General features: G+C 71.7%; 16 protein-coding genes. 7 read left to right on the top strand and 9 right to left on the bottom strand.

All coding sequences use genetic code 11. The features are described from left to right. Positions 1–135 precede the first annotated feature (135 nt). From ACFVFH_RS04275 to alc, 5 genes are all read left to right on the top strand, one after another. Positions 136–405, top strand: a complete 270-nt coding sequence (locus ACFVFH_RS04275; RefSeq protein WP_383763091.1) for a hypothetical protein — start codon at positions 136–138, stop codon at positions 403–405. After that, on the top strand, positions 406–2,619 hold the full coding sequence (gene malQ, locus ACFVFH_RS04270; RefSeq protein WP_383763088.1) for a 4-alpha-glucanotransferase: 2,214 nt from the start codon (positions 406–408) through the stop codon (positions 2,617–2,619). Positions 2,620–2,702: 83 nt separating this feature from the next. Next, complete coding sequence (locus ACFVFH_RS04265) at positions 2,703–2,915, top strand: hypothetical protein (protein ID WP_383763595.1); 213 nt, start codon at positions 2,703–2,705, stop codon at positions 2,913–2,915. A 164-nt stretch (positions 2,916–3,079) separates the two neighbouring features. Beyond that, positions 3,080–4,003: a LysR substrate-binding domain-containing protein gene (locus tag ACFVFH_RS04260; RefSeq protein WP_383763085.1), complete on the top strand. Its 924-nt coding sequence runs from the start codon at positions 3,080–3,082 to the stop codon at positions 4,001–4,003. A gap of 55 nt (positions 4,004–4,058) precedes the next feature. Next, positions 4,059–5,198: an allantoicase gene (gene alc, locus ACFVFH_RS04255; RefSeq protein WP_383763083.1), complete on the top strand. Its 1,140-nt coding sequence runs from the start codon at positions 4,059–4,061 to the stop codon at positions 5,196–5,198. 407 nt (positions 5,199–5,605) lie between these two features. Here alc and pepN (ACFVFH_RS04250) read toward each other — a convergent pair whose 3' ends face one another. The 5 genes from pepN (ACFVFH_RS04250) to pepN (ACFVFH_RS04230) form a co-directional block, all read right to left on the bottom strand. Further along, positions 5,606–8,182 carry an aminopeptidase N gene (gene pepN / locus ACFVFH_RS04250; RefSeq protein WP_383763080.1) on the bottom strand — a complete coding sequence of 859 codons (2,577 nt, stop codon included), beginning with the start codon at positions 8,180–8,182 and terminating at the stop codon, positions 5,606–5,608. A 150-nt stretch (positions 8,183–8,332) separates the two neighbouring features. Beyond that, positions 8,333–9,361 (bottom strand): aspartate-semialdehyde dehydrogenase, encoded by a 1,029-nt coding sequence (locus ACFVFH_RS04245; RefSeq protein ID WP_383763078.1) that lies wholly within the window; start codon positions 9,359–9,361, stop codon positions 8,333–8,335. Between the two features lie 181 nt (positions 9,362–9,542). Beyond that, positions 9,543–12,854, bottom strand: a complete 3,312-nt coding sequence (locus ACFVFH_RS04240; protein WP_383763075.1) for a S8 family serine peptidase — start codon at positions 12,852–12,854, stop codon at positions 9,543–9,545. 500 nt (positions 12,855–13,354) lie between these two features. Continuing rightward, a complete protein-coding gene (locus tag ACFVFH_RS04235) occupies positions 13,355–14,431 on the bottom strand; it encodes a hypothetical protein (RefSeq protein WP_383763072.1) in 1,077 nt (358 codons plus the stop codon). 606 nt (positions 14,432–15,037) lie between these two features. After that, entirely contained in the window at positions 15,038–17,653 is a 2,616-nt protein-coding gene (gene pepN / locus ACFVFH_RS04230; protein ID WP_383763069.1) for an aminopeptidase N, read from the bottom strand. 131 nt (positions 17,654–17,784) lie between these two features. Here pepN (ACFVFH_RS04230) and ACFVFH_RS04225 point away from each other — a divergent pair, with 131 nt between their 5' ends. Next, positions 17,785–18,432, top strand: coding sequence for a DsbA family protein (locus tag ACFVFH_RS04225; protein ID WP_383763066.1), 648 nt, complete (start codon positions 17,785–17,787; stop codon positions 18,430–18,432). A gap of 34 nt (positions 18,433–18,466) precedes the next feature. Here ACFVFH_RS04225 and ACFVFH_RS04220 read toward each other — a convergent pair whose 3' ends face one another. Next, positions 18,467–19,714 (bottom strand): MFS transporter, encoded by a 1,248-nt coding sequence (locus tag ACFVFH_RS04220; protein ID WP_383763064.1) that lies wholly within the window; start codon positions 19,712–19,714, stop codon positions 18,467–18,469. Between the two features lie 61 nt (positions 19,715–19,775). Between ACFVFH_RS04220 and ACFVFH_RS04215 the strand changes: the two genes are divergently transcribed. Continuing rightward, positions 19,776–20,753: an ArsR/SmtB family transcription factor gene (locus tag ACFVFH_RS04215; RefSeq protein ID WP_383763062.1), complete on the top strand. Its 978-nt coding sequence runs from the start codon at positions 19,776–19,778 to the stop codon at positions 20,751–20,753. A gap of 98 nt (positions 20,754–20,851) precedes the next feature. Here ACFVFH_RS04215 and ACFVFH_RS04210 read toward each other — a convergent pair whose 3' ends face one another. Genes ACFVFH_RS04210 through ACFVFH_RS04200 form a run of 3 tightly spaced genes read right to left on the bottom strand, consistent with a single transcriptional unit; the run spans position 20,852 to position 24,578 of the window. Further along, the gene (locus tag ACFVFH_RS04210) at positions 20,852–21,832 is read right to left on the bottom strand and encodes a hypothetical protein (RefSeq protein WP_383763059.1); all 981 of its coding nucleotides are present in this window, start codon (positions 21,830–21,832) and stop codon (positions 20,852–20,854) included. Further along, a complete protein-coding gene (locus ACFVFH_RS04205) occupies positions 21,829–24,156 on the bottom strand; it encodes a hypothetical protein (protein WP_383763056.1) in 2,328 nt (775 codons plus the stop codon). The genes ACFVFH_RS04210 and ACFVFH_RS04205 overlap by 4 nt, the downstream gene beginning before the upstream one ends. After that, positions 24,153–24,578 carry a DUF6507 family protein gene (locus ACFVFH_RS04200; RefSeq protein WP_383763054.1) on the bottom strand — a complete coding sequence of 142 codons (426 nt, stop codon included), beginning with the start codon at positions 24,576–24,578 and terminating at the stop codon, positions 24,153–24,155. Before ACFVFH_RS04200 ends, ACFVFH_RS04205 begins: the two co-directional genes overlap by 4 nt. Between the last annotated feature and the right edge of the window lie 166 nt (positions 24,579–24,744).

Below are 24,744 nucleotides of genomic sequence, written 5' to 3'. Positions count from 1 at the left end.
TTACGGAGAACGGGCCCGAGGGGAACGGAATGTGACTCAGGGCACGTTCAATTCGTTGTGATGACGCCGATGTCTGTGGCCGAGCCCGCCGGGTAGGCGTGCCGTGTCCTGATTCCCCAAGGCCAGGAGGCCGCCATGCACGCTGCCGCGAAGCTTCTGCTCCCCGTCCTCCCCGAGCAGGCGACCGGTCCCGCCGACCCGCCGTTCGGCGCGTTCCCGGACGCCGTGCCCGGCCCGCTGACCAGCGAGCCGCCGCTGGCCGACGCGATACCCCTCACCAGTGAGCCCCCGCTCGCCGAAGCCACCCCTCTGACCAGCGAGCCCCCGCTCGCCGTACACGCCCCGCTGACCAGCGAGCCGGCCGCGTACGGCGGCACATGGGGCATGGAGTACCCAGGAGTCTGAATGGGCCTGTCCCGGCTCGCCGCCCTGCACGGCGTCGCCACCTCCTACTCCCCGTCCGCAGACGCGACGGTGCCCGTCCCCGAGGACACCGTCGTCGCCGTGCTCGGCGCGCTCGGGGTGGACGCCACCACCCCCGGGGCGGTGCGGGAAGCGCTCGCCGCCGCCGAGTCCGCGGCCCGCTCCCGGCTGCTCCCGCCGACCCTGGTGGTGTGGAGCGGTGAGCCGCTGCCCGAGCCCCTGACCGCCCTGCCGCCCGGCACCACGCTGGAGCTCGCCCTCGAAGACCCCGGCCAGGCCCCGCCCCCGCGGATGCGCGTGCCCGGCGCCGACCGGCCGGATCCGGCCGTTCCGCCACGGGAGGCCGCCGGACGGACCGACCCGGCGGACGAGGAGGGGACGGCGGCGCCCCCGCTCCCCGCCTGGTGGACCGAGCCGCCGCTCGGGGTGCACCGGCTGGCCGTACGGGCGCCCGGCGGCCGGAGCGCGACCGGCACGCTCGTCGTCGCCCCGCCCCGTGCGCCTCGCCCGCCCGCCCGCGCCCACGGCTTTCTCGTCCAGCTCTACTCCCTGCTCTCCGCCCGCTCCTGGGGCATGGGCGACCTCGGGGACCTCGCCGACCTCGCCGCCTGGTCCGGACGCGCCCTCGGCACCGGATTCATCCAGGTCAACCCCCTGCACGCCGCCGTGCCCGGCCACCCCACCGACCCGTCCCCGTACCGCCCCTCGTCGCGCCGCTTCCCCGACCCGGTGCACCTGCGGATCGAGTCCGTCCCCGAGTACGGGCACGTGCCGGACCGGGGCACCCTCGACGACCTGCGGCAGAGTGCCGCGACGCTCAGCGACACCGTCCTCAACAAGGGCGCCCTCATCGACCGCGACGCCGTCCGGGACCTCAAGCTCCAGGCGCTCGAACTGATCCGCGAGGTTCCCCTCACCCCCGGCCGCCGCGCCGCCTACTGCGACTTCCTGGCCGAGCAGGGGCAGGCCCTGGAGGACCACGCCCTGTGGTGCGCCCTCGCCGAGGTGCACGGCCCCGACTGGCACTCCTGGCCCGCCGGACTGCGCGACCCCCGCTCCGAGGAGACCGCCCGCGCCCGCGGCGCCCTCCTGGACCGGGTCGACCTCCACTGCCGGCTCGCCTGGCTGACCGACGGCCAGCTCGCCGACGCCCAGCGCGCCGCGCTCGACGCGGGCATGTCCGTCGGCATCGTCCACGACCTCGCCGTCGGCGTGCACCCCGGCGGCGCCGACACCTGGGCCCAGCAGGACGCCTTCGCGCACGGCATGTCCGTCGGGGCGCCCCCGGACGCCTTCAACGCCCGCGGCCAGGACTGGGGCCTGCCCCCGTGGCGCCCGGACGTCCTCGCCGCCTCCGGCTACGCCCCGTACCGCGGACTGCTGCGCGGGCTCCTCGCCCACGCGGGCGCCCTGCGCATCGACCACGTCATGGGCCTGTCCCGGCTCTGGTGGGTGCCCGAGGGGCGCCCGCCCACCGAGGGCACCTATGTCACCCACGACGCCGAGGCGATGCTCGCCGTCCTCGTCCTGGAGGCGCACCGGGCGGGCGCGGTCGTCATGGGGGAGGACCTCGGCACGGTCGAGCCGCGGGTACGCGAGGCGCTGGCCCGGCGCGGTGTGCTCGGCACCTCCGTCCTCTGGTTCGAACGCGACTGGGACGGCACCGGCCGCCCGCTGCCCCCCGAGGAGTGGCGCGAGGACTGCCTCGCCACCGTCACCACGCACGATCTGCCCTCCACCGCGGCCCGGCTGACCGGCGATCACGTGACGCTCCGCCACCGCCTGGGCCTGCTCACCCGCCCCCTCGACCAGGAGCTGACGGCGGACGCGGCCGAAACCGCCGAGTGGCTCGGGTATCTCGCCAGACTCGGACTGCTCCCCGAGGGCGAGGGCGACGAGGAGGGCGCCGTCCGCGCCGTGCACCGCTTCCTGCTGCGCACCCCCGCCCGCCTGACCGGCGTCTGGCTGCCCGACGCGCTGGGCGACCGCCGCCCGCAGAACCTCCCCGGCACCTGGGACCAGTACCCCAACTGGCGCCTGCCCGTCGCCGACGCGGAGGGCCACCCGGTCACCCTGGAGGAACTGGCCGCCGCGCCCCGCCTGCACCGGCTGATGGAGGTCTTCCGCCCGCCCGGCGACCTCCGGGAACCCGGCCCCGGAACCCCTCCGCACGCGCCCCCGCACCCCCATCCGTGATCCCGCCGGGCCCGTACGGCACCCCCGGGCGCGCGCCCCTCGCGGGCGTTCGCTACGTTTGCACCGTGGACAAGAAGAACGCTATGCGCGCCGGCGCCGTCGCGGCCGGAACGACGCTGATGATGCTGCTCATGTCGTCCCCCGCGCTCGCGCTCACCCGCGACGACGGCGACGACCCGGGACCCGGCCTGAGCGCGATGGAGACCATCGGCCTCTACGTCGTGGCGCCCATCGTCCTGTTCCTGGTCATCGCGGGCCTGGTCATGGTCCTGGACAAGTCCAAGAAGCAGGTCTAGGGACCCTCGTCCGGATCGTGCCCGACCCGGGCCGATCCGTACGAACGACCCCAGGACCCACACGCTCGTCCCGGGTGCGCCGCGGGTACTCCCCGAGTACCGCGCGGCGCACACGCATGTCCGCGACCGGGCGCCCCGCCCCCGGCGCCGGATAGGTTGCGGCCATGATCGAGTGGGACGTCAAGAAGCTCCGCATCCTGCGCACCCTGCGCGACCGAGGCACGGTCACCGCCACCGCGCAGGCCCTGCTGATGACGCCCTCCGCGGTGTCGCAGCAGCTGTCCAGCCTCTCCAGACAGCTCGGGGTACCGCTCCTGGAGGCCCAGGGCCGGCGCGTCCGGCTCACCGACGCCGCGCACCTCGTGCTGCGCCACGCCGAGGCCGTCTTCGCCCAACTGGAGCGCGCCGACGCCGAACTGACCGGCTATCTGCGCGGCGAGGCCGGCGAGGTGCGGATCGCCGCGTTCGCCACCGCCGTGCCCGCCCTCGTCGTACCGGCGATCCAGCGGCTGCGCGCCGAGGACCGCCCGGGGCCCGAGGTACGGGTGCGGGAGGCGGAGGCCGCGCAGGCGTACGAACTCCTGGCCGCCGGCGACGTCGACCTCGCCCTCTCCCTCGCCGCGCACGCCCCGGCCGCCCGCGATCCCCGGTTCGTGGTGCTGCCCCTGCTCGCGGACCCGCTGGACGTGGCCCTGCCCGTGGGCCACCGCCTCGCCGCCGCGCCCGCCCTGCGGCTGGCGGACCTCTCCGGCGACCGCTGGATCTTCGGCGGCTCCGGCCCCTGGTCGCAGATCACCACGGCGGCGTGCGAGGCCGCCGGATTCGTGCCCGAGCAGGCGCACAGCGCCTCCGGCTGGACGGCGATCCTGGCCATGGTCGAGGCGGGCATGGGGGTCGCGCTGATCCCGCGCATGGCGTCGGCGGAACGCGGCGGCCGGGACGGCGTGGTGATGCGTGTCCTCGACGCCGACCAGCCGCGCCGCCATGTGGTGGCGGCGGTACGGCGGGGCGCGGAACAGGGCCCCGCGGTGGCCAGGGTCCTCGGGGCGCTCACCGCGACAGCCGAATCGTTCACTTCCACTGAATAAATAATGCAAAAACTTTCGATGGACCTGATGGGTCATGCGCCGTGACAGTAGGCACATGACCTTCGACCAGAATGAGAACCACCAGGACGACCCCCACGCCAACGACGCGGCCCCGTACGGCGGTGGTGACCCGTATGCCGACTACCGCACCACCGACCTCCCCTTCACCGAACTCGTCGACCTCGCCGACCGCCGGCTCGGCGCGGGTGTGATCGCCGCCAACGACGAGTTCTTCGCCCAGCGGGAGAACCTCCTCGTCCGGGAGCGCGCGGTCTTCGACCCCGAGCACTTCGGCCACAAGGGCAAGATCATGGACGGCTGGGAGACCCGCCGCCGGCGCGGCGCCGACGCCGAACACCCCTTCCCGGCCCCCGACGAGCACGACTGGGCCCTGATCCGGCTCGGCGCCCCCGGAGTCATCCGCGGCATCGTCGTCGACACGGCCCACTTCCGCGGCAACTACCCGCAGCGCGTCTCGATCCAGGCCACCGCCGTCGCGGGCTCGCCCGGCCCCGACGAGCTGCTCGCCGACGACGTGAAGTGGGAGGAGATCGTCCCGCCGACCCCCGTGCGCGGCCACGCCGCCAACGGCTTCGAGATCACCGGCGGCCGCCGCTACACCCACGTACGCCTGTGCCAGCACCCCGACGGTGGCATCGCGCGCCTCCGCGTCCACGGCGAGGTCCTCCCCGACCCGTCCTGGCTCGCCACGCTCGGCACGTTCGACCTGATCTCGGTGCTGAACGGCGGCAGCTACGAGGACGCCTCGGACCGCTTCTACTCCTCGCCGACCCAGATCATCCTGCCCGGCACCTCCCGCAAGATGGACGACGGCTGGGAGAACCGCCGCCGCCGGGTCCGCGACACCAACGACTGGGTCCGCTTCCGCCTGCCCGCCCAGGGCGCGGTCCGCGCGGTCGAGATCGACACCGCCTACCTCAAGGGCAACGCGGCCGGGTGGATCGCCCTCCAGGGCCGCAACGGCGAGACCGGCGAGTGGTTCGAGATCATCCCCCGCACCAGGCTCCAGCCGGACACCCCGCACCGCTTCCCGCTCCGCGCCCAGGCCATCGTCACCCATGTCCGTCTCGACGCCTTCCCGGACGGCGGCGTCGCCCGCATGCGCCTGCACGGCAGCCTGACCGAGACCGGCGCCGCCGAGCTGGCCCGCCGCTACGAGGAGTCCGGCGCCTGACCGGACCGGGGCCCTCCGGGCACCTCCCCGCTCCCGCCCGTCGGACGGCTGCGCGACCGGCGCCCGTCCGACGGGCGGTTTCCATTCCGGCGGATCCCCGCCACGTCCGTCGCCCGGACCCGCCAGGGGCCACGGTGCTCCGATGCCGAGGGAGAACAGCACCGGTCCCGAGCGGATCGAGCCGATCGGCCCGGTCCTGGCGGCGATCGGGTGCACCCCGTCATGTCCGCGGGGAGGGGTGTCTCCCGCCACGGGAGGTGCGCGGGCCGGGTGCATTGCTCTCACGTCCGCAGGAGGGGGCGCACCGCCACGACAGGCGCGTGAGCCGGGCGCACCCCCGTCGCGTCCGCAGAAAAGGGCGCCTCCCGCGGCGGGAGGCGCCCCTCACTGTGTCACCGGTCGGTGCGTCAGACCGTGGCCGCCGCGGCGTCCGCGGCCTGGGCCTTCAGGGCGCGCTCGACACCCGAACGGGACTCCGAGACCAGCCGGCGCAGGGCCGCGCCCGGGGCCGCCGCGGCGAGCCAGGCGTCCGTGGCGTCCAGCGTGGCCTGCGAGACCTGGAGGGCCGGGTAGAGGCCGATCGCGACCTGCTGCGCCATCTCGTGGCTGCGCGAGTCCCAGACGCCCTTGACCGCGGCGAAGAACTTCTCCGCGTACGGGGCCAGCAGCTCGCGCTGGTCGGTCTGGACGAAGCCGGCGATGACCGCCTCCTGGAGGGAGTTCGGCAGCGTGTCGGACTCGACGACCGAGGCCCACGCCTCCGCCTTCGCCTCCTCGGTGGGGCGGGCCGCCCGCGCGGTCGCCGCGTGGCGCTCGCCCGCGGCCGTCCTGTCGCGCTCGTACTCGGCGGCGATCTCGTCCTCTTCGAGGAGACCGGCGGCGGCGAGCCGCTCGACGAACGCCCAGCGCAGCTCCGTGTCGACGGCCAGGCCCTCGACCGTCTCCTTGCCGTCGAGCAGCGACTGGAGCAGGTCCGTCTGCTGCGGGGTGCGCGCCGTCGCCGCGAAGGCACGGGCCCAGGCCAGCTGGTGGTCGCTGCCCGGCTCGGCCGCGCGCAGGTGTGCGAGGGTGGCCTCGGTCCACTGGGTCAGCCCGGCCTCGCGCCACTCCGGCGCCGCGTACAGGTCCAGCGCCAGCTTCACCTGGCCGTGCAGCGACTGGACGACGCCGATGTCCGACTCCTTGCCGATACCGGCGAGGACCAGGGCCAGGTAGTCGCGGGCCGCCAGCTCGCCGTCGCGGGTCATGTCCCAGGCCGAGGCCCAGCACAGGGCGCGGGGGAGGGACTCAGCGAAGTCGCCGAGGTGCTCGGTGACGACGCGCAGCGACTCCTCGTCGAGCCGGACCTTCGCGTACGAGAGGTCGTCGTCGTTGAGCAGGATCACGGCGGGACGGGCGGTCCCGGCCGGGAACGGCACGGTCGTGTGCGTGCCGTCGACGTCCAGCTCGATGCGGTCCGTGCGGACCAGCTTGCCCGCGGCGTCGAGGTCGTAGCAGCCGATGGCGATGCGGTGCGGCCGCAGCGTCGGTTCGCCCTTCGCGCCGGCGGGCAGGGCCGGGGCCTCCTGGAGCACGGTGAACGAGGTGACGTGGCCGTTCTCGTCCGTCTCGATCTCCGGGCGCAGGATGTTGATCCCGGCCGTCTCCAGCCACGCCTTCGACCAGGTCTTCAGATCGCGGCCGGAGGTCTCCTCCAGGGCGCCCAGCAGGTCGGACAGCCGGGTGTTGCCGAAGGCGTGCGCCTTGAAGTACGCCTGGACGCCCTTGAAGAACGCGTCCATGCCGACGTAGGCCACCAGCTGCTTCAGGACCGAGGCGCCCTTGGCGTAGGTGATCCCGTCGAAGTTGACCAGCACGTCGTCCAGGTCACGGATGTCCGCCATGATCGGGTGCGTGGACGGCAGCTGGTCCTGGCGGTAGGCCCAGGTCTTCTCGACGTTGGCGAACGTGGTCCAGGAGTTCGGCCACTTGGAGCCCTCGGCGTACGCCTGGCAGGCGACCGAGGTGTACGTGGCGAACGACTCGTTCAGCCACAGGTCGTTCCACCACTCCATGGTGACGAGGTCGCCGAACCACATGTGCGCCAGCTCGTGCAGGATGGTCTCCGCACGCCGCTCGTACGCCGCGTCCGTCACCTTCGAGCGGAACACGTACTGGTCACGGATGGTGACCGCGCCCGCGTTCTCCATCGCACCGGCGTTGAACTCCGGGACGAACAGCTGGTCGTACTTGGCGAACGGGTAGTCGTAGTCGAACTTCTCCTGGAACCAGTCGAAGCCCTGCCGCGTGACGTCGAAGATCGCGTCCGCGTCGAGGAACTCGGCCAGCGACGGACGGCAGTAGATGCCGAGCGGGACGGACTGGCCGTCCTTCTCGTAGCTGCTGTGCACCGAGTGGTACGGGCCGACGATCAGCGCCGTGATGTACGACGAGATGCGCGGCGTCGGCTCGAAGGACCAGACGTCGTCCCGGGGCTCGGGCGTCGGCGAGTTCGAGATGACCGTCCAGCCCGTCGGCGCCTTCACGGTGAACCGGAACGTCGCCTTCAGGTCCGGCTGCTCGAAGCTCGCGAAGACCCGGCGCGCGTCCGGCACCTCGAACTGGGTGTAGAGGTACGCCTGCTGGTCGACCGGGTCGACGAAGCGGTGCAGGCCCTCGCCCGTGTTGGTGTACGCGCAGTCGGCGACGACCTTCAGCTCGTTGGAGCCCGCGGCCAGGTGCGGCAGCGCGATGCGCGAGTCGCGGAACACGGCCGCGACGTCCAGCGCCCTGCCGTTCAGCTCGACCTCGTGCACGGCGGGGGCGATCAGGTCGATGAAGGTCTCCGCACCGGCTTCGGCGGAGTCGAAGCGCACGGTGGTCACGGACCGGTAGGTGCCGCCCTCCTGCGCTCCGGAGAGGTCGAGATCGATCTCGTACGCGTCCACGGTCAGCAGGCGCGCCCGCTCCTGTGCCTCTTCGCGGGTCAGATTCGTGCCAGGCACGCGGTCATCTCCTTGGTATGTGATGTTTCCGGTCATCCTTCCACGTCGTCCGCTCCGGCGGGGGGCCTGGGCGGCGGTGGCCGGACGCATGGCAAAGGGCGGCCACCGCATCCCGGTGGCCGCCCTTTCCGTTTCCGTCTCCGTCCGGCGTCAGCCCTTCAGCTCCGCCGCGACCAGCTCCGCGATCTGCACCGCGTTCAGCGCCGCGCCCTTGCGCAGGTTGTCGCCGGAGACGAAGAGCGCGAGGCCGTTCTCCACGGTCTCGTCGGCCCGGATCCGGCCGACGTACGAGACGTCCTTGCCGGCCGCCTGGAGCGGGGTGGGGATCTCGGAGACCTCGACGCCCGGTGCGTCCCCCAGCAGCTCGTAGGCGCGCTCGACGCTGACCGGGCGGGCGAAACGGGCGTTGATCTGGAGCGAGTGGCCGGTGAAGACCGGAACCCGGACGCAGGTGCCGGACACCTTCAGCTCCGGGATCTCCAGGATCTTGCGGGACTCGTTGCGGAGCTTCTGCTCCTCGTCGGTCTCGAAGGAGCCGTCGTCCACGATCGCCCCGGCCAGCGGCAGCACGTTGAACGCGATCGGGCGCTTGTAGACGCCCGGCTCGGGGAACTCGACGGCCCCGCCGTCGTGGGTGAGCCGGTCGGCCTCGGCGACCACCTTGGACGCCTGGCCGTGCAGCTCGGCGACACCGGCCAGCCCGGAGCCGGACACCGCCTGGTAGCTGGCGACGACCAGCGCGTCGAGCCCGGCCTCGTCGTGCAGCGGGCGCAGCACGGGCATGGCGGCCATCGTGGTGCAGTTCGGGTTGGCGATGATGCCCTTGGGCCGGTGGGCGATCGCGTGCGGGTTGACCTCGGAGACGACCAGCGGGACCTCGGGGTCCCTGCGCCAGGCGGAGGAGTTGTCGATCACGACGGCGCCCTGCGAGGCGACCTTCTCGGCGAGCGCCTTCGACGTCGCGCCACCGGCCGAGAACAGCACGATGTCCAGCCCGGTGTAGTCGGCCGTCGCGGCGTCCTCGACGGTGATCTCCCGGCCCTGCCACTCGATCGTCGAGCCCGCGGAGCGCGCGGAGGCGAACAGCCGCAGCTCGTCGGCCGGGAACTTCCGCTCGGCCAGGATGCTGCGCATGACTGTGCCGACCTGACCGGTGGCGCCGACGATTCCGACCTTCACGGGGACTCCTTCGAACGTACGAACTGAGACGGTTGCCGCTCCATGATGCGTATGTCCACGGCTTTCTTGTCCAATCCATTGTCCGCGGTACGGACAGGGCCCGCCCGGCCGGACACATGGCAGTGGGGCGGGAGCCCCTACGAGCCCCCGCCCCACCGTCGTACGGATCACATGGCGGCCGTTACGGCGTGACCTTCTCGATCACGACGCTGCCGGTGCCCGCGGCGGTGCCGCGGCCGTTCACCAGGTGCACCTCGCCGAAGAACTGCCGGCCCTCGGGGGCCGCCCCGGCGACGGAGACCTCGGCGGTGATCTGGGCGGAGGCGCCGTTGGCCAGGTTCAGGGCCTTCGACTCGTCGACCTTGATCGTGCCGAGCGACGGCGCGTAGTACACGTCGCGGTAGTCGAACGTGGTGGTCCCGGCCGGGACGTCGTAGCCGTCGATCACGACGGTGTACGTACCGGCGGCGGGCTTCGCCAGGCTGACCGACTCCTCGGAACCGGCCGTGGTCGACTTCCCGACCTCGGAGTCGCCCCGGTAGACGTACAGGTCCAGGTCGGCGTTGGCGTCCGACGTGGAGCCGATGGCGACGTCCAGCTTCTCGACGCCTTCACCGATGGTGACCGTGTACTGCCGCTCCTCGCCCGTCCTGATCGACGGCTTGTCGACCTTGGCCGAGCCCAGCGAGCCGCCCTTGAGCGAGCCGGCCAGGTCACCGGCGTTGTTGGTGGCCTTCCAGGTCACCGAGGCGGGGGTGCCGACCTTGGCCTCGGCGATGGTCTGCACCGCCGGGTCGAAGGTGGCGCCGAGCAGCGAGACATCCAGCTTGTACGGGTTGTCCAGCAGCGGCGACGTACGGCGCGCCTCGACCTCGATCTCCCAGACGCCCGGCTGCGGGTCCTTGTAGGAGCGCACGTCGGGGCGGCAGGTGTTGGTCGGGTTCTCGTAGTTCGGGTAGCAGAAGATCGTGGAGCTGTCCTCCATCTGCACCCCGTACGGGTGGATCGAGATGAAGCGGGTCTGGCTGCCCGAGCGCAGCGCGCCGATGGCGACCTCAAGGGTCTTGGCGCCCTCCGGAACGGTCAGGAAGTACGACTTGCTGCTGTTGCGCTGCACCGAGTCGGACGCCTTGAACGCGTAGGCGGGCTTCACCAGCTTCGTGGAGACGACGACCGTGGTGAGGATCTGCTGGTCCACACCGGAGGTCTTGCTGTCGTCCACCTTCAGGATCGCGCTGTGCACCCCCGCGCTGCCCGGCTTCGCCTGGACCTTGACGGTCACCGGCTTGTCCAGCGGCAGGGCGACGGTGGCCGGACCGACCAGCTTGAAGGTGCCGTCGTTGTTCTTCCACGACAGCTTGTGCTTGACGGCCTTGTCCGGGCCCGTGGTGCGGGTGACCGTGACGTCGTACGTCTTGGTCTGGCCGGCCTTGAGGCCGCCCTCGCGGTCGTACAGGCCGGTGCCGAAGCCCGGGGTCTTCAGCGCGAAGTCGATCGCGGTGTCGACCGGGGCCTTCACCGAGTACTCGTGCGCCGGGGCGCCCTGCTTCTCGATCTGCTTCCAGGCGCCGACGATGTCGATCAGACCGGCGCCCTGGGCGTGCGCGGGCACGTCCTTGATGTGGGTGGCGGTGCTGGTCAGCGCGGTGCGCAGATCGGCGGGCGGCAGCTCGATGTGCTTCTGCTTCGCGGCCGACAGCAGCAGCGCGGTCGCGCCCGCGGCCTGCGGCGAGGCCATCGAGGTGCCCTGGAGCATGGAGTAGCCGGCCGGCAGGTCGTAGCCCGCCTCCTTGACCGGGCCGCCGGGCAGCCAGGTCTGGGTGGTGTTGATGGCCGCGCCGGGGGCCGTCAGGATCGGCGCGAAGCCGCCGTCCTCACGCGGACCGCGCGAGGAGAAGGGCAGCATGTCGTACTTCTTGGTGACGTTCGAGCCGTAGTTGGCGGCCCAGGTCTCCTTGGAGATCGACGCGCCGACGGAGATGACGTGGTCGGCGAGGCCGGGGTCACCGATGGTGTTGACACCCGGGCCGTCGTTGCCGGCCGAGATGACCAGCTGGACGCCGTAGATGTCGATGAGCCGCTTGTAGAGCTCGGAGCGGGCGTTGTTGCCGTCGTTGAGCGGCGGCAGACCGCCGATCGACATGTTGACGACGTCGACGCCGCGGTTCACGACGAGGTCGATCATGCCCTCGGTGAGCGCGATGTTGGTGCAGCCGCCGTCCCAGGTGCAGGCACGCGAGGAGACGATCTTGGCGCCGGGCGCGGCGCCGTTCATCTTGCCGCCGAACAGGCCGTTCGCGGCGGTGATGCCCGCGACGTGGGTGCCGTGCTCGCTCTCGATGACGCCGATGTTGACGTAGTCCGAGGTGTCGCCGGCGGCGTTGTAGACGACGTTCTTGCGCGACTCGACGACGAACGGGATGCGCTCGGCGACATCGGTCCGCGGGTCGTCCTTGCCGAAGTAGGAGACCTGGTGCTTCTCCTTGTACGGCTTCAGGGCGGTCTCGTTCGTGAAGTCGGCGTCGTCGTTCAGGTCGACGCGGACGGCGCCCGTGACCGGGTCGTAGAGCACGGCCCACACATCGGTGGTGTCGCCGTCCCGGTTCAGGTCGCCCTTCATGTCGCCGCCCTTGGTGGCGGCCTCGGCGAACAGCTTGATCCGGAAGTCGCCCTTGGGCGCCTTGTACGTACGGCCCTTGTACGTGAACGTCGGGCCGGTCACGGCGTCCGTCATCCGCAGCCAGGTGCCGTCGCCGTCACTGACCGGGTCGGTCGCGGTCACCCAGTCGACGATCTTGCGGGCGCCGGTGGAGGTCTTCTGCAGCGCCGGGTGGCCGAGGTCGACACCCGAGTCGAGGATGCCGATGGTCACGCCGCGGCCGTCGGCCTTCGGGTGCTGCTGGACGAAGTCGACCGCACCCGTCTCGAAGGACGGGTTGTACGGGTTCTTCGCCGGGGTCTTCTTGCCGGGCGCCGGGTACGAACCGGTCGACCTGGCCTTGGTCTTGGCACCGGCGGCCCGGTCGGCGGCGGGCGTCGGGTCGTCCAGCTTGATCTCCTGCTTGAGATCGATGCCGTGGACGGACGACAGCTTGGAGGCCGCCTTGATGGTCGCCTCGGCGGTCGCGGTGGGCACGGTGGCCCGCACGTAGCCGAGCTTGTCGTACGCACGTCCCAGCACCGAGCCCTTGACGGCACTCAGCTGCTTGGTGACCTGCGCGGTCGCACCGGGAGCGGTGGCGACCATCATCGTGATGTTCTTCTCGCCCTCGGCCTGGGCCTTGGCCAGAAGCTGCGCGTCGTTGGTGCCGAGCTTGTCGGCCGTGGCACCCTCGGCGGCGGTCTTGACCGGTGCCGGGGCAGGAGCGTCGTCGGCGAAGACGGGGGCGGCGCCGGTGGCGGCCAGCGCGGCCACCAGGCCGGCGGCAGCCGCGACTCGGGCCGCGCGTCTCGCCCCGGGTATGGAACTGGGGGACTCGGTGGTCATCAGCATCCCTGGATATGAAAGAGAGAGTCCGGAATTCGGTACCGGATGACCGCTCACCCTTTCGTAAATGACAGGGGTTTGTGGAGAGTTGAAGGGGACTGGATGTGGACATGGCGGACTTCCGCCACTGGTTCCGATGTGCCACCAGGGATGAAGCGGGGGATAAGTGACGCCCGTGATGTTCACGGCGTTCGTGAGCTCTGCGGCGTCTGCGGCGTCTGTGGCGTCTGTGGCGTTGGTGGTGTCTGTGGTGCCTGTGGCGTTGGTGTCGTCGGTGGTGTCTGTTTCATCTGTGGTGCTCGTGGCGTCCATGGCCCGTAGTGACTGTGATGCTCGTGGCGTCTGTGGTCTCCATGGGGCTCGTGAGGCTCATGAGGTCTGCGAGGCGTATGAGGTCGGTGAGGTCGGTGAGGTCGGTGAGGCTGGTGAGCCGCACGAGGTGCACGAGACCCGCGAGCTCGTGAGTCCCGTGACGTCCGGAGCCTCCGCGACCGGCTTCGCCGTTCTCAGCGGGGCAGGACGGTCACGTACGCCGCCGGTTCGCGGTCGGCCGCCGCCATCAGCGCCGTGCGCACCACGACCGCCTGCTGCTCGCTCGCGTCGCGGAGCCCCCTCGGAGCCAGGCGGACGACGGTGACGCCGAGCCGCTCCAGGTGCTCCCGCTCGGCGGTGTACCCGGTCCGGCCGGTCCCGTGTCCGACCCGGCGTCCGCCGTCGTCGGGCCCGCCGAGCAGCGGCGCCCTGGCGTCGAGCTCCACGGCCACCGACTGCTCGGGCCAGTAGGCGTCCACGCCGCCGAGGCAGGGGCCGCCGGGCAGGCGCAGGTCCACGTTCCACAGCGGCTCCGGCAGACCGTGCGTCCGCACCATGTCGTACAGCCGGCCCTCCGCCACCGCCCGCCCCTCGGCGAGGAACGAATCGACGGCCCGCACCACCTGCGGCCGGCCCAGCAGCTTGGCGCGGCTCAATTCGCCTACGACGGCGGCCGGTTCGCAGTACCCGCCGCGCACCGCCTCGATGAGCAGCCCGCGTACGGCCAGGGGGTCGGCGAGCCCGGCGACCGCGTCCGCGAGCGCCCGCTCCACGGGGGCCACCGGCAGACCGTCCACCTGCTCGGCGCGGGGCGCCCCGGAGGAGCGCACCAGACGGACGTACCCGACCGAGCGCAGCCGCCGGGTGCGCGGCACCAGTACGTCGACGACGGGCGCGGACGCGGGAGGCGGCACGGCGGCGAACCCGTGCAGGGCGAGCGCGGCGAGCCCGGTGATCATGGCCTCGCCGTACCCGGTCTCCGGCCCGGTCTCCCGCTCCGGCTGGGCCGGAACGCCCCGGCGGCCGGAGGCCGGTGGCCGGCCGGCGTACAGCAGGGCGGAGCGCAGCCGCTCCTCGCCGGTCGGCGGCTCCGGGTGCAGGACGTACACACCCGGCAGCGGCTGCTGCCACGGCCCACCGGTCCGGCAGTGCGCGGCGGCCGCCGCGGCGGACACGCCTCGCGCCCTCAACTGTGCGGTGGAGAGCACGCGTTGGCGGACGTCGCCGGTGAGGCGGGGGTGGCAGGGGGAGAGCGGCGTGTTCTGGGTCATGCTCCGGGGTATCCCGCACGGCACGGCGGCGCTAACCCCTGTTACACGCTCGTCGACAATTCAGGACAACGCCGTACTAAAGTACGCGCGTTCGACGACCGAAAAGGCCCGTCTCCACCACCTTCCGCCCCGGTGGTGGGGCGGCGCGGGCGATGCGGGGGCGGCCCTGGAACCCGGGCCGGGCCTCGGAGCCCCCGGCCTCGGGGGCAGGCTGTGCGGAGAGGGCCCGGGAACCCCGGCCCTGGAACCTCGGAACCCCAGGCCCAGGCCCCGGGGCAGGCGGTGCGGGGCGGTCCCGGAACCCCGGCCCTGGAACCCCGGAACCCCAGGCCCCGGCCGGGCAGTGCGGGGACGGCCCCGGACCCTTCGGCCCAGGCCCAGGCCCAGGCCCCGGGGCAGGCGGTGCGGAGAGGGCCCCGGAACCCCAGGCCCCGGCCAGGCGGTGCGGAGACGGCCCCGGAACCCCAGGCCCCGGAGCCCCGGCCCCAGAACCCCGGCCCCGGGCCAGGCGGTGCGGGAACGGCCCTGGAATCTCGACCCCGGCCCCGGCCCCGGCCCCGCTCACCGCACCGCTACCGCACCGCTCACCGCACCGCCCCGCGCGCGTCAGATTCCGGCCGATGCCTCCGCCGCGGCCGCGCCCGCGTCGCACGTCTGTGCCCGCAGGGCCCGCGCCAGCTCGTCCCGGGCCTCCAGCACCAGCCGGCGCAGGGCCGGCGCCGCGTCCTCGTGGGCCGTCAGCCACGCGTCCGTCGCGGCGAGCGTCGACGGGTCGTCCTGGAGGGCCGGGAACAGGCCCCGCACCACGGCCATGCCGATCTGGATGGACCGCTCGGCCCACACCCGTTCGATCGCCTCGAAGTACCGGTCCGCGTACGGCGCCAGCAGCTCCCGCTGCGACGACTGGCCGAAGCCCGCGATCGTCGCCTCCACCAGGGCGTTGGACAGCGCGTCCGACTCCACGACGCCCGCCCAGGCCTGTGCCTTGACCGCGGCGGAGGGCCGGGAGGCCAGGCACCGCACCTGGTGCCGCTTGCCGGACGCCGTGTCGTCACGGGCCAGCTCGGCGTCGATCACCGACTCCTCGGCCACGCCGTGCGAGGCCAGCGGGGACAGGAACGCCCACCGCAGCTCCTGGTCGACATCAAGCCCGTCGATCCGGGCCGAGCCGTCCAGCAGTCCGGTCAGCAGCTGGAAGTCCGCGTCGGAATCGGCCACCGCCGCGAAGAACCGCGCCCACGCCAGCTGGTGCTCGCTGCCCGGCTCGGCGATCCTCAGCTCCCGCAGCGCGCCCTCGGACAGCGCCCGGCCGCCCTCCTTGCGCCATTCGGGCGCCGCGTACTGTACGAGCGCGGTCCGGGCCCAGGTGTGCAGCATCTGCAACACACCGATCTCGGTCTCCCGGCCCGCGAAGTCCAGGAAGAGGGAGACGAAGTCGCGGGCGGGCATCAGCCCGTCCCGGGTCAGGCTCCACATCGCCGACCAGCACAGCGCCCGCGCGAGCGGGTCCGTGATGTCGCCGAGGTGGGCCCGCAGGGTGGCCAGCGACGCCTCGTCGAAGCGCACCTTGCAGTACGTGAGGTCGTCGTCGTTGACCAGGATCAGCTCGGGCCGCTCGGCCCCCGCCAGCTCCTCGATCACCGTGCGCGGCCCCGACACGTCCGCCTCGGCGCGCGCGTAGCGCACCAGGTCGCCGTCGGGGGTGCGCCGGTACAGGCCGACCGCGACCCGGTGCGGCCGCAGCTCCGGGTGGGACTCGGCCGCCTCCTGGAGAACGGCCAGCTCCGTGATCCGGTCCGCCGCGTCGTAGGTGACGACCGGCGTCAGCGAGTTGACGCCCGCGGTCTGGAGCCACGAGCGCGACCAGGCGGTCATGTCGCGCCCGGACGTCTCGGCCAGCACGGACAGCAGATCGCCCAGCTGCGTGTTGCCGTAGGCGTGCTTCTTGAAGTAGCGCCGGGCGCCCTCCAGGAACGCGTCCCGCCCCGCGTACGCCACCAGCTGCTTCAGGACCGAGGCGCCCTTGGCGTAGGTGATGCCGTCGAAGTTGAGCTTGGCATCCTCCAGGTCACGGATGTCGGCCGTGACCGGGTGGGTGGACGGCAGCTGGTCCGCGCGGTACGCCCAGGCCTTGCGGTTGTTGGCGAAGGTGATCCAGCCGTCCTCGAACCGGGTCGACTCGACCATCGCGAAGACACCCATGAAGTCGGCGAAGGACTCCTTCAGCCACAGGTCGTCCCACCACTGCATGGTGACGAGGTCGCCGAACCACATGTGCGCCATCTCGTGCAGGATCACGTTGGCGCGGCTCTCGTACGCCGCCTGCGTCACCTTGCCCCGGAAGATGTACTCCTCGCGGAAGGTGACACAGCCCGGGTTCTCCATCGCGCCGAGGTTGTACTCGGGCACGAACGCCTGGTCGTACTTCCCGAAGGGGTACGGGTAGTCGAAGTTGTCGTGGAAGAAGTCCAGGCCCTGCTTGGTGATCAGGAAGACGTCGTCCGCGTCGAAGTACCGGGCGAGCCCCTTGCGGCACATCGCGCCGAGCGGGATCTCCAGCGTCGTGCCGTCCTCGAACGTACGGCTGTAGGAGTCCGTCACGTAGTGGTACGGACCGGCGACGACCGCCGTGATGTACGTGGAGATCGGCTTCGTCTCGGCGAACCGCCAGACCCCGTCCTCCCGGGACTCCTCCGCCCCGTTGCTCCACACCGTCCAGCCCTCGGGCGCCGTCACCTGGAACCGGAAGGGGGCCTTCAGGTCGGGCTGCTCGAAGTTGGTGAAGACGCGCCGGGAGTCGGCCGGCTCGTACTGCGTGTAGAGGTAGACCTCGCCGTCCTCCGGGTCGACGAAGCGGTGCATGCCCTCGCCCGTCCGGCTGTACGCGCACTGCGCGTCGACCACCAGGACGTTCTCGCCCTCCGGCAGCGCCTCCAGCGCCACCCGTGTGCCGTCGAAGACGGCGGCGGGGTCGAGCGACCGGCCGTTCAGCGTCACCGCGGTCACGGACGGTGCCACCAGATCCGCGAAGGTCGACGCCCCCGCCCGCGCGTTGCGGAACCGGATCGTCGTCACCGAGCGGAAGGTCCGCGGACCGGCAGCGGCGTCCTCGTCGGGCCCACCGATGGCGGAACGAAGATCGAGCTCGACCTCGTAACCGTCGACGGTCAGCAGCTCGGCCCTTGCGCGGGCCTCGTCGCGCGACAGGTTCTCACCGGGCACGGGCACACTCCTTTGTGTCACGTTCGAATAGTTTGATCCTCCCATGCCGCCACTCGGCCCGGCATGCGGGAATGGCCGGGGCGCCCGGGAACGTTCTGCGCACAGATGCGAGCGCTCTTACGAGGAGAGACATGTCCGACAACAGCACGGCGACCGGCAAGACCCCTGTCGATTTCTGGTTCGACCCGCTCTGCCCCTGGGCCTGGATGACCTCCCGCTGGATGCTGGAGGTGGAGAAGGTCCGCGACGTCGAGGTCCGCTGGCACGTGATGAGCCTTTCCGTCCTCAACGAGGACAAACTCGACGAGCTCCCCGAGGAGTACCGCGAGCTGCTGGAGAAGGGCTGGGGCCCGGTCCGCGTCGTCGTGGCCGCCCAGCAGAAGCACGGCGACGACGTCGTCGGCCCCCTCTACACCGCGCTCGGCACCCGCTTCCACAACAAGGGCGAGGGCGCCACCCGCGAGGCCGTCGTGGGCGCGCTCCAGGATGTCGGCCTGCCCGTCGAGCTGGCGGACTTCGCCGACTCGGACGCGTACGACACCGAGCTGCGCGCCTCCCACAAGGAGGGCATCGACAAGGTCGGCCAGGACGTCGGCACCCCGGTCATCGCCGTGCCGGGCGCGGACGGCGAGCAGATCGCCTTCTTCGGCCCGGTCGTCACCCCCGCTCCGAAGGGCGAGGAGGCGGCGAAGCTGTGGGACGGCACGCTGCTGGTGGCGTCGATCCCCGGCTTCTACGAGATCAAGCGGACCCGGACCCAGGGCCCGGTCTTCGACTGACCCGCCGATCCGCGCGAGCGCGGTGCGGGCCCCGTCAGCGGACAGGGCCCGCACCGCCCATCGCCCCTCCCGAAGTCCCCGGGGCCGCGAGGCCGTCCACCGCCTCCGCGGCCCCCACCGCCCCCGCAGCCCGGCGCCCGGCCGCCGTCAGGGCCAGGGTGACCGCGACCGAGGCCGCCGCCATCACGGTCATCGCCGTCGCCGGGGAGGTCCGCTGGGCGAGGGTGCCGGCCAGCGCCGCCGCGACGCCCTGCAGGGTGAGCATCCCCGAGGAGTGCAGACCGAGCGCCTGACCGGTGTACTCGTCCGGCGTCAGGGCCATCAGCCGCTCCTGGTAGAGCAGGCTCGCCGAGAACCCGACCGAGGCGAGCAGCACCAGGGCGTACGCCGGCGGGAGCGCCGGACGCGCGGCGAAGAGCAGATACGGGACGGCCAGGAGCAGCTGGAGCGGTGCGGCAAGCCGCCTCCGCCGGTGCCGCGCGACGAACCGGCCCGCCAGCGTGTCCCCGATGAGCATCCCCAGCGCGGCGAAGCCGAAGAGCAGCCCGGCGTGCCCGGGGGCGTACGGGACGAAGAGCGACTCGCAGCCGACGATCAGCCCGTTCGGCACCCAGAGCGCCAGATAGACCCGGCGGCGCGGGCCGGACGACCACAGCAGGGCGTTGATCCGCCAGGTCTCGGCGGCGGACGGCCGACCGGTGGCGCGCGGGGGCCGCCGCACCAGACCGGACCGGGCGACCGCCGCGCCCGCCAGATACAGCCCGGCGGCGACCAGCAGCGTGCCGCGCGCGGACAGCGTCGCCACCAGGAGCCCGCCGAGCGCGTAGCCGCCGATCTGCATCAGGCCGGAGCACATGTTCAGTACGGAACGCCCCAGCAGATAGCCGTCCTTGGGCAGCACCTCGTTGAGCAGCCCGTACCGCACCCCGCCGCCCACGGCGGCGACCACCCCCTCGGCCAGGATGATCGCGAAGACCACCGGCAGCGGGAGCCCGGGGACGGCGAGCAGGGCGGTGGCCAGTCCGAAGAAGAGCGCCAGTCCGGTCGTCGCGGCCCTCGGCGGCAGCCGGTCCGCCGCCGACATCAGCACGGTCGCCCCGAGTACCTGGGCGAGAGAGGACCCGAACATGGAGAGGGCGGCGAGCAGGGGCGAGCCGGTCGCGGTGTAGACGAGGGTGCCGAGGGCCAGCCCGCTCATCGTCGCTCCGGCCACCTGCACGGCACTGGTCGCGAAGAGCGGCCCGAACTGAGGCGTGCGGAAGAGTTCCCGGTAGGTGCGCATGCGGGGAGTCTCGGGGGCGGTCCGGGCGGACCGTTAGAGTTTCGCGCGGAGGCGAAACGTCATGGGTACGTGGCAGATCAACGCGGACACGCTGGCCGGGAGCCGGTTCGTCGTCTCGCCGCTCGCGGAGACCATCTCCGCCCTGAACGCCCTGGAACGGGCCCGCCCCGATCACCCCGGCGAACGGACCTGGCTCGACGCCCATCTGCCCGCCTACCGGGCCCGGCAGACCGCCGACCCGGTCGCGGCCCTGCTCGTACCGGCGGCGCTCGGCGGCAGCTGGAACGCGGACTTCATCACCCCGACGCCCACGGGCGAGGGCACCCCGGCCTTCGAGGAGGAGCTGGCCCCCGTCCGGGCGACCACCTCGGAACGCGCCCGCTCGGACCTGACGGTCTCGCTCGGCGGCACCCCCCTCCCGCCGCCCCTGGACCGCGACGACCTGGCGCAGCGCGCCGCCGACGTCCTGGACTGGGTCTGGCGGCACACCGTGCTGCCGGACTGGCCGCGCCGCCGCCGGATCATCGAGGCGGACATCGTCGCGCGGACCGGACAGCTGAGCCAGGGCGGCTGGGCGGCGGCCCTGAGCGGGCTGCGCCCGGGGATGCGGTGGCTGGGCGGGAGCCGGCTCAGGATCAACGCGCACGACTACCCCCCGAAGCGACTCTCCGGCGTACGGCTGCTGTTCGTCCCGGTCACCCAGCGCTCCGGCTGGGTCTCCTGGGACGACGAGTCCCAGCGGTACGCGATCGTCCACCCCTGCTCCGGCACCCTGGCCGACGCGGACCGCACCCGGGTCCCGGACAGCCTGTCCCGCCTCCTCGGCCCGGGTCGGGCCTCGGTCCTGGTCCTCCTCGCCGGCCCGAAGAGCACCACCCAACTGGCCGCCCTGACCGGCCAGGCCCTCGGCTCGGTCGGCCGCCATCTGAAGATCCTCCTCGACGCGGGCCTGGCGCACCGCCGGAGGTCGGGCCGCTCGGTCCTGTACTTCCGCACGGAGGCGGGAGACGTGTTGGTGGGGGCGCAGGGGGACGGGTGAGGGAGACCTCCGCGACGACGCGCCTGCGCGCGGAGCGGGAGCGCCCTGCGCGCGGAGCGGGAGCGCCCTGCGCGCAGCCAGGTCGTACCGACGTTTGCTCACCGACCGGCCAACTCCCTCAGTGCCCGGAACTCGTTCACCTCCAGGGGGGCCGCCCCTGCCGGCGTCCCTGCCACCGGGTTGCTCGGTGCGTTCATGAGTTCGAGCAGCGCGGCGCCGGGGCCGAGGCCGCGCCCGTAAGCGTCCTTCAGCCGGTCCAGCCAGACGAGACCGGCCCGGTATCCGTCGAGGTCGGCATCGTCCCGAGCCTCGAAGCTTGCCGCGCCCTCGGCGTCCGAGGCCCAGAGATAGCCCAGGACTCCGTCCTGGCTGCGGACGGGGAAGTACAGCACGGGGCCGGATGCCACGCGCCGGTAGCCCGGCTCGAACCTCGGGGTCTGGCTGAAGATCCCGTTCCGGTAGGGGATCTCGAACCGGCCCCACACATCGGACGGGGAGCCGTCGTCCTCGAAATGGTTCTCGACGCCGGTTTCGGTCGGGATGCCGAACCAAGTGGGATCATCCGGGTCCGTCTCCAGGCCGAGCGCTTCGGAAAGGTCCGCCAGAGCCCCTGACAGGCGGGAGCGATTTTGCGAGAAGGGCTCCTCCTGTTCCCGACCGCGCAGGTCGAACGGCATCCAGGCATCCGAGAAGGTCGTGAGCCCTGTGTTGAAGTAGTCCTCGGAGACTTCGACCGAGAGAGCGAACATGCTTTCCGAAGCCACCAGGCCGGAACCGAATTCCACGAACCCGTCGCACAGTGCGAGCAGCTCCACGCCCTGTATTTCTCCGGCAGTGAGGTTCGCCTTGATTTCCTTCGCGAGGGTGCGAGTGAATCGGAGTTCGGCGTTGAACAGGAAGTTCCGGTGTCCTCGCGTGGGGACCTTGACGGACACGAGACCGTCATGCGGAGTTCCGAGGCGGTGCCGCTCAAGGATGTGCAGCGCCGACGAGAACCTTCGGACAGCCTCCTGGACCAGATCCGTATCCCGCCCGCGCTCGCCCCAGGACCATTGTGCGACGGGCGTGGTGGCGATCAAGGACGTCCTCCAGGCAGGAAGTCGGCACCGGGTGGGTACATGAGCGTGCCGTCTTCGACGCGCAGCACGACGAGTAGGTCCTTCCGCGTGTGAAGCCTGGCGAGTTCGCTTTGGACGTCGGTAGCCAGCATGTCCGCCATGCTCCCCTTCGTGTCGACGACGAAAATTTTCACATCAGCACCGGAATTATCCAGTTGCTTGCTGCTTTTCCATATTTTATCGAATACTGTCGACGGCTTCGCGATCTCCTTGAATTGGTACCCGTAGACCTTTCCGTTGGCATCGCGGGCCATGACGTCCATGTCTGTATGGAAGCCGGTGACGACCCCAGGCTTGATCTCCGTATCCCTTTTGATTTCAAAGCTGATGTCCGCGACGCCATGGCGCTGTAGGCGCTCAGCCAGCCGGAGCTGCTCGATGCCACCTGACATCCCGCTCTTCTGGCTGAGGCTTGAAACAACCTGATCGTAGTTCGTCAGGCCATTGAATCGCCCGGAGACGATCAGATCCGCTACTTCCTGGCCCGAAGGGTGCTTTGCCAAGTTGGCCAAGGTTGTTTCCAGGTCCTTCGGCTTCACCTTGGAGTCACGCAGCTGGTCCCGGATCTGGTGCTCCGTCTCACCTCCGCGTTCGAAAGGGCGGGGTTCTTCGGGAGGAAGACCGTCGTCGGAGTGGCTGCCGGCCTGAGGTGAGCCGTCGTCACCGGGGGCTCCGTGGTCGCCTCCCGCCGACGTTTTCCTGCCATCGGCGGCGTCGCCGGGGAAGTCGCTTCCGGAATGGCCGGTGCCCCGGAGGTCGTTGTCCAGGCCGCTGCCGACGTGGCCAGAGGTGCCAGGGGGATGTGTGCCCGCGCCGACGAGAGCGGGTTGCCGTTCGGGGGAGCCGGTGTGCGGGGTGTTCGAGGGGGTGTCCGGGGAGCCTTCGACATGGGCGTCCTTGACGTTCTGGAGGACGTCGCCGTTCTCGTCGAGGAGGTTGTACTTGCTGTCGATGTAGCGGGCCGGTTCGCCGGGGTCGGTGGGCAGCCTGACGGTGCCTTCGGGCAGTGCCACGGCTTTGTCGGGGAGTTTGACGGTGCCGTCGGGGAGGGCGGTAGCGCCTTCCGGAACGGTGGCGCCTTCGGGGAGGCGGACGGTGCCGTCGGGGAGACGGACAGTGCCTTCGGGGAGGGTGATCACGTGGTCGGGCAGGGGCGGGAACTCGACGCGGCCCAGGCCCTTGAGGCCCGCCATCACGTCGCCGACCTTCCTCAGCCCGGCCCCCGCGCCCTTGAAGACGTAGGTCATGGGGTCGACCGCGCGGGCGGTCCTGCTGGTGAGGGAGAGGGCCTTGGCGGCCAGGCCCGCTTTGCCCGCGCCTGCCGCGGCGCTGCCGGTGCCGCCGGTGAAGACGGTGGTCAGGACGTTGAAGGTGACCGCTCCGGCGGCGCGGGAGGGATTGCTGCCCCACTGGTCCCAGGCGATCAGTGCCTTGCCGGTCTCCCTCACCGCGGTCTGCGAGTCGCGTATCCAGGCGGAGTGGTCGCCGGGCAGGGCATGCAGGGCGAGCATCGCGGCGGGCGAGAGGCCGGTGGCCAGTTTCGCCAGGCCGGTCCATGCCTCTCCGGCGGCGTCCCCGCCCTCGAACCCGGCCAGGGTGCCCAGCCCCTTGAGCGTGCCCCAGACCCCGTCGACGAGGAACCCCTTGCCGAAGTCGTAGGCGTGCTCCCACACCTGCCACCACGGCGTCGACTCCTCGACCGCCTCCCCCCACGGCAGGCTCTCCGCCTGCTTGAGGGCCTCGGCGTCATAGCCGTAGGTGCCCTTCCTGCCGGAACCGTCATCGGTCTTCAGCGCCTTGCCGCCGACCAGGGCCACGATCTTGGCGTGACAGGCCCGTTCCACCTCCTGGAAAGCCGCCCAGACCTCGGCTATCTCGCCACGGCGCCGATTGTTCTCCTCGACCAGATCACCGTCCTCACGCCACTTGTCATCACCCTCGGCCCGCACCCGAAAGGCGACCGCGTCCCGCTTCAGCTCCTTGAGCCTCTCCACCAGCGGGAACGCATCGTCCGAGTACGTACTCAACGCACCGGCGATGACACACAACTCCGCACTCAGCGACAGCCCCGTCGCCGCCACCGGAGCGGTCGTCGCGAACAACCGCTCCGCCTCGGGCGCCTTGTAGAAGGCACTCAGCCCACCGAAACTGCTGTGCACATCACCGGCAGCCGCCGCGATCGCCGCCCCATGACCCGACAGCGCCGTCACCTTCGTATCGAGCAGCGCCAGATCACCGGTGAACACCGGAATCCCCGACGGGTCGACCGGCTCGGCACCACTCACCGGTGCCCCTGCATGCCCCGGAGGACATCCAGACGCACGGCCTTCGCCGCGTTCTGCGCATTCCTGGCCGTCTCCAGATCACCCTCGCAGTACGCGTCGGTGGCCTCCACCGCGCCCAGCACGCACGCCTCGATCCGCTCGGCCGCAGCCTCCAGGTCCTTCTTGCGCTCACCCAGATACTCACCCAGCGCAGCAGCCACCGGCCCCATCGCCGCACGGGACAACGGCGCCTGCCCCGGAGCCACCGGCCCCTGAAGAGGCGTCACCGCCTGCGGACCCGGCACCGCCGTACCCGCCGCCTGCGCCGCCTCCGACACCGTCTTCATCAATGCCGTCAGAGCCTTCTCCAGATCACCGGCATGCGTACCGACGACCTTCAACTGCCCCTGCACACCCTGCGGTCTGATGTCCCACGCCACCATGAGAAGCCCCCCTCCCGGCCGTCCTCGACGTCAGGGACGTCCAGCAACCCGAATAGCTGTTCGCGCACCCTTCTCTATCAACTCGGGCATCGCTGATGCAATCAGCAAAGCAACAATCGGCCAACTGTGGCCAGTGTGTGAGGGAAAGCCGGGATCGTGCGTTCAC

Source organism: Streptomyces sp. NPDC057697 (genome assembly GCF_042799335.1).
In the GTDB taxonomy this organism is placed as follows: domain Bacteria; phylum Actinomycetota; class Actinomycetes; order Streptomycetales; family Streptomycetaceae; genus Streptomyces.
Note: the sequence above shows the minus strand (reverse complement) of the source record. Positions and strands in the feature narration are given on the sequence as shown.

Coding starts and splice junctions, on each gene's coding strand:
- ACFVFH_RS04260 (WP_383763085.1), top strand. CDS start 3,080: ATGATCGAGTGGGACGTCAAGAAGCTCCGCATCCTGCGCACCCTGCGC.
- ACFVFH_RS04275 (WP_383763091.1), top strand. CDS start 136: ATGCACGCTGCCGCGAAGCTTCTGCTCCCCGTCCTCCCCGAGCAGGCG.
- ACFVFH_RS04235 (WP_383763072.1), bottom strand. CDS start 14,431: ATGACCCAGAACACGCCGCTCTCCCCCTGCCACCCCCGCCTCACCGGC.
- ACFVFH_RS04200 (WP_383763054.1), bottom strand. CDS start 24,578: ATGGTGGCGTGGGACATCAGACCGCAGGGTGTGCAGGGGCAGTTGAAG.
- ACFVFH_RS04220 (WP_383763064.1), bottom strand. CDS start 19,714: ATGCGCACCTACCGGGAACTCTTCCGCACGCCTCAGTTCGGGCCGCTC.
- ACFVFH_RS04240 (WP_383763075.1), bottom strand. CDS start 12,854: ATGCTGATGACCACCGAGTCCCCCAGTTCCATACCCGGGGCGAGACGC.
- ACFVFH_RS04265 (WP_383763595.1), top strand. CDS start 2,703: ATGCGCGCCGGCGCCGTCGCGGCCGGAACGACGCTGATGATGCTGCTC.
- alc (WP_383763083.1), top strand. CDS start 4,059: ATGACCTTCGACCAGAATGAGAACCACCAGGACGACCCCCACGCCAAC.
- ACFVFH_RS04225 (WP_383763066.1), top strand. CDS start 17,785: ATGTCCGACAACAGCACGGCGACCGGCAAGACCCCTGTCGATTTCTGG.
- ACFVFH_RS04215 (WP_383763062.1), top strand. CDS start 19,776: ATGGGTACGTGGCAGATCAACGCGGACACGCTGGCCGGGAGCCGGTTC.
- malQ (WP_383763088.1), top strand. CDS start 406: ATGGGCCTGTCCCGGCTCGCCGCCCTGCACGGCGTCGCCACCTCCTAC.